General features: G+C 63.7%; 13 protein-coding genes. 4 read left to right on the plus strand and 9 right to left on the minus strand.

The genetic code is table 11. The annotated features are described in order from the left end of the window. Positions 1-55 precede the first annotated feature (55 nt). Positions 56-655, plus strand: coding sequence for a TetR/AcrR family transcriptional regulator (locus tag EPN51_RS18755; protein WP_293045270.1), 600 nt, complete (start codon positions 56-58; stop codon positions 653-655). 49 nt (positions 656-704) lie between these two features. Here EPN51_RS18755 and EPN51_RS18760 read toward each other — a convergent pair whose 3' ends face one another. Continuing rightward, the gene (locus EPN51_RS18760) at positions 705-1,124 is read right to left on the minus strand and encodes a hypothetical protein (RefSeq protein ID WP_293045272.1); all 420 of its coding nucleotides are present in this window, start codon (positions 1,122-1,124) and stop codon (positions 705-707) included. 181 nt (positions 1,125-1,305) lie between these two features. Between EPN51_RS18760 and EPN51_RS18765 the strand changes: the two genes are divergently transcribed. The 3 genes from EPN51_RS18765 (at position 1,306) to EPN51_RS18775 (ending at position 3,365) form a co-directional block, all read left to right on the plus strand. Beyond that, the gene (locus tag EPN51_RS18765) at positions 1,306-2,097 is read left to right on the plus strand and encodes a hypothetical protein (RefSeq protein WP_293045273.1); all 792 of its coding nucleotides are present in this window, start codon (positions 1,306-1,308) and stop codon (positions 2,095-2,097) included. Beyond that, positions 2,094-2,711, plus strand: a complete 618-nt coding sequence (locus tag EPN51_RS18770) for a hypothetical protein (RefSeq protein ID WP_293045275.1) — start codon at positions 2,094-2,096, stop codon at positions 2,709-2,711. The genes EPN51_RS18765 and EPN51_RS18770 overlap by 4 nt, the downstream gene beginning before the upstream one ends. A gap of 132 nt (positions 2,712-2,843) precedes the next feature. Beyond that, positions 2,844-3,365, plus strand: a complete 522-nt coding sequence (locus EPN51_RS18775) for a hypothetical protein (RefSeq protein WP_293045276.1) — start codon at positions 2,844-2,846, stop codon at positions 3,363-3,365. A 57-nt stretch (positions 3,366-3,422) separates the two neighbouring features. Here EPN51_RS18775 and EPN51_RS18780 read toward each other — a convergent pair whose 3' ends face one another. Genes EPN51_RS18780 through EPN51_RS18815 form a run of 8 tightly spaced genes read right to left on the minus strand, consistent with a single transcriptional unit; the run spans position 3,423 to position 12,939 of the window. Further along, complete coding sequence (locus EPN51_RS18780) at positions 3,423-5,141, minus strand: MlaD family protein (protein ID WP_293045278.1); 1,719 nt, start codon at positions 5,139-5,141, stop codon at positions 3,423-3,425. Then, positions 5,142-6,437, minus strand: a complete 1,296-nt coding sequence (locus EPN51_RS18785; protein WP_293045280.1) for an MCE family protein — start codon at positions 6,435-6,437, stop codon at positions 5,142-5,144. Further along, positions 6,434-7,852: an MCE family protein gene (locus EPN51_RS18790; RefSeq protein ID WP_293045282.1), complete on the minus strand. Its 1,419-nt coding sequence runs from the start codon at positions 7,850-7,852 to the stop codon at positions 6,434-6,436. The genes EPN51_RS18785 and EPN51_RS18790 overlap by 4 nt, the downstream gene beginning before the upstream one ends. After that, positions 7,849-8,967: an MCE family protein gene (locus EPN51_RS18795; protein ID WP_293045284.1), complete on the minus strand. Its 1,119-nt coding sequence runs from the start codon at positions 8,965-8,967 to the stop codon at positions 7,849-7,851. The genes EPN51_RS18790 and EPN51_RS18795 overlap by 4 nt, the downstream gene beginning before the upstream one ends. Then, positions 8,967-9,989: an MCE family protein gene (locus EPN51_RS18800; RefSeq protein WP_293045286.1), complete on the minus strand. Its 1,023-nt coding sequence runs from the start codon at positions 9,987-9,989 to the stop codon at positions 8,967-8,969. The genes EPN51_RS18795 and EPN51_RS18800 overlap by 1 nt, the downstream gene beginning before the upstream one ends. After that, a complete protein-coding gene (locus EPN51_RS18805; protein WP_293045288.1) occupies positions 9,986-11,248 on the minus strand; it encodes an MCE family protein in 1,263 nt (420 codons plus the stop codon). The genes EPN51_RS18800 and EPN51_RS18805 overlap by 4 nt, the downstream gene beginning before the upstream one ends. 19 nt (positions 11,249-11,267) lie before the next feature. After that, a complete protein-coding gene (locus tag EPN51_RS18810; protein ID WP_293045290.1) occupies positions 11,268-12,113 on the minus strand; it encodes an ABC transporter permease in 846 nt (281 codons plus the stop codon). 7 nt (positions 12,114-12,120) lie between these two features. Continuing rightward, positions 12,121-12,939, minus strand: a complete 819-nt coding sequence (locus tag EPN51_RS18815) for an ABC transporter permease (RefSeq protein ID WP_293045292.1) — start codon at positions 12,937-12,939, stop codon at positions 12,121-12,123. Positions 12,940-13,246: the final 307 nt, after the last annotated feature.

Genomic DNA, 13,246 nt, shown 5'->3' on the forward strand with positions numbered 1-13,246 from the left:
AGCGAAGCTAGCCGATCGGCTAGCCTCGGTCAATAGCGTCGTCTAGTCTCGGTGCGTGGGAACAGCACGGCAGCCGGTCACCGGTGAGCAATTCTGGTTGATCGCGCACAGCGCGGCGCGGACACGGGTGCTCGATGCCGCGTTGGATCTGTTCGCCACACACGGTGTCAGCGGTACGTCGCTACAGATGATCGCCGACGCCGTCGGTATAACGAAAGCTGCTGTGTACCATCAATTTCGGACCAAAGAGCAGATTGTCATCGCCGTGACCGAGCGCGAACTCGGCCGCCTCGCGCCGGCCCTCGAAGAGGCCGAAGCCTACGAGACTGGGCCTCAAGCGCGAGATGCCTTGTTGGTCGGCGTGGTTGAGATGGCCGTTCGCGACCGCCGGTTGGTGCGCACGCTGCAATTCGATCCCGTCGTGGTCCGGTTGCTGGCCGAGCACAAGCCGTTTCAACTTTTCATGGACCGCCTGTACCAGGTGCTGCTCAGCGATGCGGGTCTGGACGGGCGGATCGAGGCCGCCATGTTCTCCGGCGCGCTCAGCACCGCGGTCATGCATCCGCTGGTTGCCGACATCGACGACGACACATTGCTCGAACGGGTAACCGATTTAAGCCGCCGACTTCTCGGCCTGCCTCGGGAAGACCCCTAGTGACCCGGACCGACGTAATCTCGGCTGAACGGAAACAGAAACAGCGTGGCTACGTGTCGGCGCGGATCCAGCTCAAAATACCGTCGTGGGCATAGCAGATCAGTAACAGACCATCGGGCGCCTGCGCGACGTAGTTCTGGTAATTCTGGCAATCGGCGTTTTCGTCCTTGACTCCCACCATTGGCGGTGACCGGAACCAGCGCGGCTGGTATTTCCTCGGCGAGCCGCAGAACATCAGCCGTCCGGGCTGCGAGGCGGGAGGAACGAAACCGTCCTCGACGCCGAAGGCGTAGTAGGTGGTGTTGTCACACGGCGCACCCAAGACCTGATGCGGCATGATGCCCGGGGTGCAGGCAGGGTAGTCACAGACGGTCGGCCCGGCAAACGATGGCGGCGCCACCAGCACACTGACGCCGAGCAACGCGGCAACCACTGCCACGAGGAATCGCACCCGATTACTGTGCCACATCTGAAAAGAAAATTCTCCTGGTTGGAGAAGATCAATTGAACCGGCCGGCCGTCGGCGCCGTATCGCCCCGACCCAGTTTGCCTCGTTACCCGACGGGCGAGCATTTCCGCATGTGAGGGCCATGATTGCCCCAGCGCGACGACACTGTTTAGGCCGGGACGAAGTGATAAGCTCATTCTCCGTGCACGATCCGGAGGGGCCCGACGCCGACCATTGCGACCCGGCGAAGGTGACCGATCCCGACGAACGGCAGTCGGTCGTCGGCGCCATAACGCCTGTCTCAGAAGTGGACACTCACGACGAAGTCGCCGAGGCCGAAGCGCGCGCCGAGGCGGCTCGGGCCCGTCTCTTGAAACTGCGCCGGGCCGCCGAAACCGGGGACACCGACGACGTCGCCGCTTCCCCAGATGCCCAGCAGCGCCCCGCAAAGCCGACCCGGGCGCGGCTACGGTTGCCACGGCGTCCCGGGCGGCCACGGTGGCTTCGGCGTCCCGGGCGGAAGACAGTGGCCGCCGGCGTCGGCATCGTGCTCGCCTCCGGTTCCCTCGCAGCGAGCGGTTACATGGTGTGGCAGCACCGCACCACCGTGCACAAACAACAGCTCGCGGCGGAGTTCACTGCCGCAGCCCGGCAAGGGATCACGGCGCTGATGTCGATCGACGCCAACCATGCCAAGGATGACATCCAACGCATCATCGACAACTCCACCGGCGACCTCAAGAGCCAAATGTCAGCGATGTCAGGCCTGATGGCCAAGCAAACGGAAGAGTCGAAGGTAAGCAGCAAGGCCACCGTCGAAGCCGTCGCCGTCGAGTCGATGAGCGACAATTCGGCGGTCGTGCTTGTCGCGGCGCGATCCGATGTCACCAATGCAGACAACACGCATCGGCCACCTGTCACGTGGCGGATCAGCGTTGACCTCACGCGCGACGGCGATCAGCTCAAAATGTCGAAAGTCGATTTCCTGCAATGACTGTCGAGCATGGCTCGTCGCCGGACGGCCTGGAAACCACGCCGTCAGACGAGATCGGGTCGCCACCCGCTTCCCCGGGATCGGCTCGCACCGACGGACCGGCCACGACCAAGCGCTGGATCCGCCGGTGTTTGGCGAGGTGGCGTTCAATAGTCGCGACAGTGTTCGTCACCACCACAGTGGGCGTCGCCGTCAGTTTGTTCTTCATTCTGTACCGGCCGGATCAGCAAGTCGGCGACGCGGCGGCACACCGGGCAATCCAGACCGCGTCAGAAGGTTCCGTGGCGGTGCTGTCGTACGCCCCCGACAACCTCAACCGTGATTTCGGCAAGGCACAGTCATATCTCACCGGTGATTTTCTCGCCTACTACACGAAGTTCACCGAACAGATCGCGGCGATGGCACAGCAGAAGCGGGTCACGGAGACAGCCAAGGTGGTTCGGGCCGCCATTTCGGAGTTGCACCCGGATTCAGCCGTCGTGCTGGTGTTCATCAACCAGACCGCGACCAGCAAGGAGAAGCCCGAACCGCAGACGACCGCGAACAGCGCCCGGGTGACGTTGACGAAAGTCAAGGGTTCCTGGCTGATCTCGAAATTGGATCCGCTGTCGTGACCGCTGTCATTTGGGTCAATCATCCCCCGGTCGATGGCGCCGGTGTTATTCTCACCGCGCGAGAACGCCGCAACCGATGACGAATACAGCTGCCATAGGTATCGTCTGAATAGTCCCGTCGAGGAGCACCTGATGCGTTCAGTTCGAACACTCACCACCGCAACGCTGGTCGCTGCCACCGTATTCAGCGCTTTGAGTACGGCATCCACAGCCCATGCGAACACGAAGGAAGAAGTGGCCATCAACGGGACGTTCCGCGCCACGTCCGTCGGCGATTGGGCCCAGCGGAATGACCAGTACTTCGGCGAGCCGACGGTCATCCAAACATGGACGATCAGCTCGACGTGCACCACGTTTCAGGAATGCCACGGCACCGTGACCAGCGACCAGGGATGGAGTGCTCCCCTGTATATGAACGATGGGGAGATGTGGAAGGTCAAACGCGAGGTGCCGAACTGGGAGCGGTGCGAGGACGGTACCGCGTACAACGGTCAGCAGACCTTCTACTTCTATCCGGTGAACGACTACGGGGGGTATCAACTCGGGTCGTCGACCTTCTCCGGCAAGGACAAGACGATCGGCCCCAGCGGCGCCTGCGGGCAAAACCAGTGGCTTGATATCTTCATGCCGCTACGCCTGGACCAGCTGAGCTGACCGAACGTTCGTAGCTTTATCGCCCCGCACCGTGGCCCGCGCCGTCGCGGGGCGGCGTCAGGTGGGAAGCATGTCCTGCCAGGTCTTGGGCGCTTTCGCGGCAACGAGGTCCGACTGCTGGTACAGCTTCCCGTCCGGCCCGACATAACGCCCGGTGCGCGGATCGTACTTGGCCACCACGACCGACGGCGCGGGCTTAGATGTCTTGCCTCCGAACGAGCTTGGCGCAGCCTGCGGCTGTGCACCGTTGACCTGATCCGGCGGCGCGGGGGCGGGTGGTGGTGGTGCGGGAAGTTCCCCCGGTGCAGGGACGTCGAGTGGCGCCACGGGCGGAAGGTCAGCCGACATTCTCGACATGGGTAGCGAGGGACCCGAGGCCGGCATCGGCGGAACGGCGGCTCCAACCGTGCCCGGCGGTGGATTTTCTCCCCGCGGCCCCGCAGGGGCGCCGCGCGGCACCGCCCCCGGCGGCAGCGGCGTTCCCTCGACCGGACCAAAGATCCTGTCGTTGACCGTAACCCGGTCATCGGGCGGAACGCCCTGGGCTAGCAGGTTCGGGTCCAGCGGGTAGGGACCGAGGACGTGCTGGCGCATCGCCAGCGGCATGAACGGCTTGTCGCTGTTGCAGATTTCGACGGTGGGCGCGCGCTTGCCCGGGTGCCCCATACAGGGATAGTTGCGGGCACCGCGAACCGAGAGCGGTGAATCCTGCGGGAGCTTGCAATACAACCCGTCCGGTGTGTCGATGTCGGTGAGGTCATCCGGGGACCGCCACGTGTTGGGAGGCATGAAGCCGACCGTGCAAATAGGCGGATCGTCGATCGTGAGCGCGAAGTCACCTTGGGCCGTACCCTCGGGATGGTTTGGCGCCGCGGCGGCCTGCTCGATAGCAACCGCCGACGGCAGCAACACCAGCAGCTGCTCGATGGAGGGGTGGTAGGTGACGCCGATCTGCCCGATGGTGGTCAGGTTGGCGAGCAACACCGGCAGCGTCGGTTTGATCTGATCGAGAAGCCGCGACGCTTCGTTCGCAGTGTCGGGACCGGTTTGCAGGATGGTGCGGAAGTGGGAATCGTTGTCCACCAACACATCCGAAATGCCGGCGAAGCTACGCGCCCACGTCCTGATCGAATCGGTGGTGCGCGCCTGGGTATCCAGCAGCGGCCCGGTGTCTTCGGTGAGAGCTCGGGTGCGATCGACGACGCCGTTGGCGTCTCTGGACAGTATCTGTGAGGAATCGATCAGTGACCCCAGGTCGTAACCGGAACCGTTGAAGCCCTGGAAGGATTCGTCGAGCAATTGGCCGAGTTTGGTCTTCGGGATGCTCTGGACCAAGGCATTGACCTGATCGAGCATCGGCCCGACCGGCTGCGGAATCGTGGTGTCGCGCACGGAGATGACCGAACCGTCATGCAGGTAGGGCGGCGAATCGGTTTTGGGCCGCAAGTCCACGTACTGTTCACCCACCGCGGAGACACTGAGCACCTCCGCTGTCAGGTCCGCGGGGACTTTCGGTGAAGTGTTAAGCGACAGCGTCGCTTTCGCGCCGGTCGGCGTCAAACCCACCGAGGTGACCTTGCCGAGCTGAACCCCCCGGTAGGTCACGTTGGAAAAACGGTACAGGCCGCCGGTGGCCGGCAGCTCCAGCGTCACCGTCATTCGACCGATGCCCAGCAGGGTCGGCGCTTGGATGTAGAACAGGACCATCGCGATCACGCCGATGGTGCCGACGACCGTGAAAATCGCCAGCTGGATCCGAACGAAGCGCGTCAGCATCTATCCACCCGCCCCAGTCGGAGGCGTCTCTGCGGGCGGCGGTGTTTGACCAAGACCCGCGTCAGGCACCGGCGCCGCAGCCGGCGGGGGTCCGGGTCGGGGGCCGTAAGCCGATGCCGGTCCGGGCGGCGGTGCCGTACCCGGCGGCAGAGCGGGCAGCGGCAGCGCATTGGGATCGACCCACGGTGGCCTCACGGGGTCGTGCATCGGATCGTGTGTGTACTGCAGGTAATACGGATCCCCGGGCAGCGGCACCAGCGGCTGGTCCAGCTGCCCCCAGTGCGTTCCCAACATCAGTCCTCGCTTGAGCCGCGGAATCGACAGGTCCAAATCGACATGCAGGTTGAAGTAGTCGCCTCGGATCGCCCGGTCGACGAAGTTCTGGGTGAACGGGAACACGAACCCCGCCGCGAGCGCCGTGCCGAACTCCGGCCCGACGTCGGCGAGCGCGCGGATGGTCGGCTCCAAGTTTTTCAAGTTCTTCACCAGGTCGGCCTGGGAGTCGTTGACCAACCGGGTGGCGGTGTTGCTGAAGACGCGAAGTTTGTCCAGGGCAGCCGTCAAGCGCGGCCGCTCCTTGATCAGCACATCGAGCGCGGGCGGGATCTTCTGCAGCGCCTGGGTGAGAACGTCGCGTTGGTCGGCGAATGTGCCGGCAAGCCGGTTCAGCGCCTGGACGGAATCGACGATGTTGTTCCGCTGATCGTCCAGTGTTCCCACGAACGTGTCGAGGCGAGTGAGCAGATCACGTACGGCGCCCTCGCGCCCGGATAGTGCGGCGGAGAAATTGTGGATGATCTCCCCGATCTGTCCCAATCCCCCACCGTTGACGACCGCTCCCAGCGAGGACAGCGTCTGCTCTGTCGACGGGTAGGCCGATGACCGACTCAGCGGGATGGTGGCGCCCGGCTGCAACCTTCCGCTTCCCTGCTGGCCGAGTGGCGTGTTGAGCTCCACATGCATCGACCCCAGCAAGCTGGTCTGACCGACGGTGGCTACCACGTTGGCCGGGACGACGACATCGCGCTTTACCGAGATCTCGACGTCGGCGTGCCAGCCCCGCACTCTCATCGCACCGACACTGCCGACCACGACATCGTCGATCATCACCGGCGAATTCGACTCCATCGTACCGACATTCGGGAGTTCGACGTGGTAGATGTTGGCGCCCGGCCCACGTCCGACCGCGCCGGGCAACGGTAGTGAATTCAGGCCGTGGAACGCGCACCCCGTCGACGTCAACACCACGCAACAGCCGACAGCGAACACCCGCCGGGCCGCAACCTTGGCGATCATTGTTGTGGCCCTTCGGCTGGCAGCAGCATGTCCGACACGCTTGACGCCGGTGGTGGCGGTGGTGGCATCGGTGTCGACGGCGGGGGCGGCAACGGCATCGCCGCACCCGGTATCCGCTCCGGTGGCACCGCCCCCGGCGGTCCCACCGGGTCGCCGGGCAGGCCGGTGAAGGCCGATATCGCGGGCGGGATCTCGGGCGGGCCCGGTTTCGGGCCCCCGCCGCCGGGCGCCAGGCGCGGTTCGCTGTAGAGGATCTTGGATGGGTCTACCGACTTCTGCAGGAAGATGTTGATGGGAATCGGCAGATTGTTGAAGTTGAGCACCCGCAACCCGGGACCGAGGAACAGGGAGCACAGCTTGCCCGATTCAACCGCGGTGATGTTCTCGATAGCGCCGACTGCCGTGCAGCCCGGCACGGGTACCGGAAGCAGCAGACCCGAGAACGTGGGATTCGCGAAGTTCATGATCCCGAACCCCCCCACGATCGTTCCGGTGTCGGCGTTGTAGTCGTTGAAGAAGTTGCCGAGCGCGTTCGGCGCGCCGTGCAGGATGTTTTCCAGAGCCATGCGCTTATCGACCAGGATCTGCGTGACATCGGCCAACCTGGCAATCTGCTCGCTGGTCTGGTTGCGCGTCCCGGCGATGAAGCGCTGCACCTCGCCGACCGCCGTCGACAGATCGGTCAGCGCCGCGTCCAGGTTGGATTTACTGTCGTTGACCACGCTGGTGAGCGTGGCCAGGCGGTCGTTGAACTGCACGATCTGGACGTTGCTGTCGCGCAGCGCGCCGACGAAGGTCTGCAGGTTTTTGATGATGTCGACGATGTTGCCGCTACCGTTCGCGAGGATGCGGCCCACCCCTGACAGCTGGCCGAGTGTTTGGCGCAGCTTGTCGCCGTTGCCGTCGAGCGCGTTGGCGGCGCTGTCGATGAACCGGCCCACCGACGTGCCCGATACACCACTCTTGGGTCCCAAATCCGTTGCCAGCCGCATCAACTGGGTTTTGACCTCGTCCCACTCGACCGGCACTGCGGTCCGCTCGACCGGGATGACCGCACCATCGCGCATGACCGGCCCATTATCTCGATACGCCGGCGAGAGCTGGACGTAGCGGGCAGACACCAGATTCGAGGCGACGATGACCGCCTTCGCGTCCGCTGGAATCGGCACGTCGTGGTCGACCTTGAGGGTCATCTTGGCCTGTGTGCCCTGCGGCTGAATGGACTTGATGTTGCCGACTTTGACACCCGATACCCGCACCTCGTCATTGGGATAGATCGCGGTGGCGGTCGTGAAATAGGCGGTGATCGTCTTCTGCCCGAAGAACGTGTTGCGGACGAGGACGGCAGCGCCGGCAATCATGAGCCCGACGAGGACGACCGCCACCACGGCCTTCAGTCTGTTGCGGCGAATCATTGCGATCCTCCGACCCTGCCGCCCAACGTGCAGCCAGGGCATACCGGAATACCGTTGTACGGCCAGGGAGTCAGCGACCGAGGTACCGGCGAAGGGTAGCCCGGACCGCGAGCCGGGTCGAAGGTGCGGAATCCCCAGAGGTAGTCGAGGATCGGTTGGAAGAGTTGCGGGGCAAGGAAGTTCGGAACGAACGCCGAATAGGCGTACATGCTGGAGATAGCCTCACCGACCGTGATCTCGAATTTGGCAAGACCCGGCAGCGCTTTGCTGATGTTGTCGCGGTTCTTTTCCAGCACCGCGGTCACCGAATTCAGCCTTTCGAGCGTCGGCGCCAATTTGCTTTCGTTCTCGTGCACCAACGCCGTCAGTTGCTTGGCCACCGCGGATGTGTTGGCCAGCAGGTCCACGATCTCCTGCCGGCGCGTCACCAGCACTTCGAGCAAAACGTCGGAGTTGAGGATGAGCTTGTTGACCTGCTGGCTGCGTTCGGAGAGAACCCCGGTCACATCGCCGGCGCTCTTGAACAGCTCGCCCAGGTTCTTGTTGCGGCTGTTGAGGGTTCGCGACAACCGGGTGAGTGCGTCGAACGCCGGCCCCATTTGGGGCGCGATCTGGTCGAGCGTCTCCGCCAGCGTATCCAACGACTGATTCAGCGCCGTGGTGTTCGTTCCGGCAGTGTCGCTCGTCAAGTCGCTGACCGCTTCCGTCAGCGAGTAAGGCGAAGACGTACGCGACACGGGAATGAGAGCCATCGGATGCATCGTGCCGCTGCCAGCGGACTCCACCGTCAGCATCCGCTCGCCCAGCAGCGTGCCGGTGCGGATGTGCGCGGAAGTCTCCGACCCGAGCAGGATGTTGCCCTTCATCGCGAAGGTCACCAGAGCATCGCCGTGGCGAAGCTTCACATCCGACACCGTGCCGACCTTCATCCCCGACACCACCACGGGGTTGCCCGTCGCAAGGCCGCCGGCTTCCGTGAACAGCGCCTGGTACCTGACCATCGTCGCCCACGAGATGAACCTGTCGGGCGACAGGCCCACCAGGATTACCATCACCGCCAGGACGACGCCGATGAGTCCGGCCTTGACGAGCCCAGCTCCGCGATACTTGAGCATCAGGGTTCCGTGCACCTTCCAGCTTCAGACCTAAATATGGGAGCTCTCACCGTCTTGCCCTGAAGATCCGTGCCGCGGAGCGTCAACTGGCACAGGTAGTAGGGGATCGTGGCGCCGTTCACGCCGAGTCGGACCAGCTTGCGATAGTTCTTGGGCGCCTTCTGGATTGCGGCGTCGAGGCGGTCCTTGTCGTTATCGAGAATGGGCGCCAGCCGATTCAACTGCTCTATGGTGCCGGACAGCGGCGGCCGCGCACTGCTCAGCAGGTCCGCCAGCGAGGCGGTGCCCTTGTCCAGGGCGTCGATGGCGGAGCCGATGGTGTTGCGGTCGTCCGACAACCCGCTGACGAGCCGCTCGAGGCGATCCACTGCGCCGGAGAACTTGGTGCCGTCCTTGGAGATCGTGCCGACCACGATGTTGAGGTTGTCGATCAGTTGCTGCACGGTTTGATCATTGTCGGCCAGGGCGTTCGAAAACGACGTGGTCTTGGCGAACAGCGAGTCCAGAGTCCCGCCCTGCCCCTGGAAGACCTGCAACAATCCTGAGGTCAGGGCGTTGACATCGCGCGCATTCAGGCCCTGAGTAACGGGTTTCAGTCCGCCGAGCAGCAGATCGAGGTCGAGGGCCGGCGCGGTGCGGTTGACGGGAATCTGACCGCCGGCCGGCAGGCGCTTGGTCGAGCCGGGACCATCGACGAGCTCGAGGTAGCGATCGCCCACCAGGTTCAGGTAGCGGACCGCCGCCCTGGTGCCCTCGGTGAGGACGACGTTGCGGTCGGCGTCGAATTTCACCACAACTTTCTTGTCCGGCCGCAGCGAAACGCTGTCGATCGTGCCCACCCGGATCCCGGCGACCCGCACGGACTGCCCCGTCTTCAGACGCGACACGTCGGTGAACACCGCCGAATACCCGTTCGTCGCACCCGTCCGGTACTGGCCGAAAATGAAGAACAGGAAGGCGGTCAGCATCGCCATCACCACCGCAAAGATGGCGAACTTGATCAGAGTGGCGCGCGTTCTCATCCGGGCTGTCCGACCTGTGCGGAGTTGCGTGGTGGGCCGGCGATCGGTCCGTACAACAGCTGTTTGAGGAGATCGGAGTTGATCAGCAACTGTGGGTTTCCGTACCCCACCGGGTCGGCGCCGATATCGGTGATGAATTGCGGCGGATTCGAGTTGAACCGCAGGGTCGGCAGACCCATGCACTGCGGGCCGCCCGTCGCAGCAACCTTGGGCAGGTTCGTCGGGTACCGATAACGTTCGCCGCCCCAGGTGAGACTCGCCGATATGTTGATGCTCGGTTCCGACAGTGGCGGACCGTGGGCTATGTTGATCAGCCCACCGAAACCGCAGGTGAGCGCCGGGCCGTACTGGTTGGTCAGATCGGTGGTCGGCACCAGCAGATGCAGCACGTTCGTCAGCGGTCCGCGGTTGGTCGACAGGACGTCGTTGCCGATGTCGGCCAAGCCGATCGCGCTGATCAGCAATGCGTCCAGGTTGTGCTGCTCATCGACAAGCGTCTTGCTGATCCGGGTCGCGTTGGCGGCGGTCTTCACCAGGTCGGGTGCCGCGTCGGCGTAGGCATTGGACACCGCCGGCAAGACCGCGAGGTCGTGTCTGAACGCGGGAAGGCTCGGCTCCAGCCTGACCAGAAACGAATCCAAGTCGCTCAGCGACTGCCCGAGTTGTGCGCCCCGCCCACTGAACGCTTGTGCCAGCGCGCCTAGTGACTCGTTGAGCTTCGGCGGGTCGATGTGCGCCAGGACCGACACCAGTTGCTGGAACACCGTGTTGATTTCGACCATGACGTGCTGACCCTGCAGCGTCTGGCCACCGCGTAACCGCTGCGGCGAGGGTTGGGCAGGTTCTACCAACAGGACGGACTTGGCGCCGAACACCGTCGATGACGCGATGTCGACGAGCACGTTGCCGGGGATGAAGTGCAACTGCGACGGGTCCATCGCCAAGTGAATCGCCGCCAGCCCGTTGGGCAGCGCGTCGATCGAGGCAACCTTGCCCACCTGCACGCCGCGCATCTTGACCTTGGCGTCCGGGTTCATCACCAGGCCGGCCCGTTGCGAGATCACGGTCACCGGCACGGTTTCGGTGAAGGAGCCCCGAAACAAGCCAACCGCCACGGCGAAAACCAAACCGATGATGAGGACCGTGGCCAGTCCGAGCAGGGGTGGCAGGTAACTCCGTCCGGCCGGCGGCCGCGCATGGCCGGTGCGCGCGGGTCGGCCGGCGACCGCGCCCCGACCCGCTGGCGCACTCTGCGTCACTACCGTTCCACCTCCTCTGCTAACCGGACAGGTTGAAGTTGCCGTTCGAACCGTAAATAGAGAGCGAGACCAACAGCGTTACCGACACCACGACGATGAGCGAGGTACGCACCGCGTTGCCGGTCGCGTTGCCGACACCGGCCGGCCCGCCCGAAGCGAAATAACCGTAGTAAGTGTGGATCAGCAGGATGGTGAGCGCCATCAGGATGGCCTGCAGGAACGACCACAACAAGTCGATCGGGTTCAGGAATGTATTGAAGTAGTGCTGGTACAAACCCTGCGACTGGCCGAGCAAGAACGTCGTGGTGAACTGACTGGCCACGAACGACAGGATCACGGCGATGCTGTACAACGGCGTGATCGCCATCATGCCCGCCAGGATCCTGGTGCTCACCAAATAGGCAACCGGGCGAATGGCCATGCTCTCCAAGGCATCGACTTCTTCGTTGATCCGCATGGCACCCAGCTGAGCGGTCACCCCGGCGCCGAAGGTGGCCGCCAAACCGATCCCGGCGACCACGGGTGCCGCGATACGCACATTGATGAACGCGGCCAAAAAGCCCGTCAGCGCCTCGATGCCGATGTTGCCCAGCGAGGTGTAGCCCTGAATGGCCAGTGTGCCGCCCGCCGCGAGCGTCAGGAAGCCGACGATCACAACGGTTCCGCCGATCATCGCCAAAGTGCCCGCGCCCATGCTGATTTCGGCAATCAGTCGAACGACTTCGCGCGTGTAGTGGGTAGCTGCGAAGGGCACCCCGGCGAGGGCTTTGCCATAAAACAGGGTGTGATCGCCGATCCGCCCCATTAAGGCGACCGGCCTCTCGAATTGGCGGGTCAATCGCGGATATACGGCCCTCAGCGCCATTGCAGCCCTACTTCGCCGTCATCTTGATGCCGATCGCGGTGACCACCACGTTGACGACGAACAGGGACATGAAGGCGTAAACCACCGTTTCGTTCACCGCATTGCCAACGGCCTTAGCGCCACCGCCGGTGATCGACAGGCCCCGATAGCATGCGACCAATCCGGCAATGAGGCCGAAAAGCGCTGCCTTGACGCACGAAATGACCACCTCTGGCACGCCGGTGAGCAAGGTGATACCCGCGGCGAATGCGCCAGGATTGACGTCTTGCACAAATACCGAAAAGACGTAGCCGCCAAGGACGCCGATAATGACAACGAGGCTGTTGAGCAAAAAGGCGACCAATCCAGAAGCCAGCATGCGCGGCGTGACCAACCGTTGCACCGGGTTGATGCCCAGCACTTCCATCGCGTCGATTTCTTCGCGAATTGTTCGCGACCCCAGATCCGCACACATGGCCGTAGCACCCGCGCCTGCCACGATCAAAACCGTCACCAGCGGTCCGAGCTGAGTGACTGCACCGAACGCGGCACCCGCACCGGATAGATCCGCCGCGCCCAGTTCGCGCAAGAGGATGTTGAGAGTGAAGCTGACCAGGACCGTAAACGGGATCGCTACCAACAAGGTGGGAGCCAACGCCACCCGCGCGACAAACCAGGACTGCTCTAAGAACTCCCGCCACTGGAACGGCCGGCGAAACAAGAACTTGACCGCATCGGCCGACATGGCGAACAAGGCTCCGACGGCGTGCATGGGCCCCGAGATGTCCCATTTCAGTTTCAGCTGCGGCAATCCCGCTGACCAGTGGTCTGCTCCCTTAGTCGCCATCGACGCCAGCCCCTTCCCGCGCTACGAGACCGACAGTCTTGTTGTTGCGCACCGGCTGAGGTAAATTTGGCTCAACCAACCGTCCCGCGTGGACGCTGCCGAGCACGAAAGGCCCAGCGGACAGCCGAGATTCGGCGTCTCGCGCCGGCGTGGCAATGCTTCGGATCCACACGCCGGTCCCTCCGTTCAATCGCGTGAGTTGACACCTCAAAACAGAGAGCTCCGCGTCTTGAAGCGTCCGGCGATTATGACCCATGCCGAGTCCAGGTGGAGCAAAAACGCAGAACCGTTATCGGACAACCTCTGA

Source organism: Mycobacterium sp. (assembly GCF_004298145.1).
Classification (GTDB): Bacteria; Actinomycetota; Actinomycetes; order Mycobacteriales; family Mycobacteriaceae; genus Mycobacterium.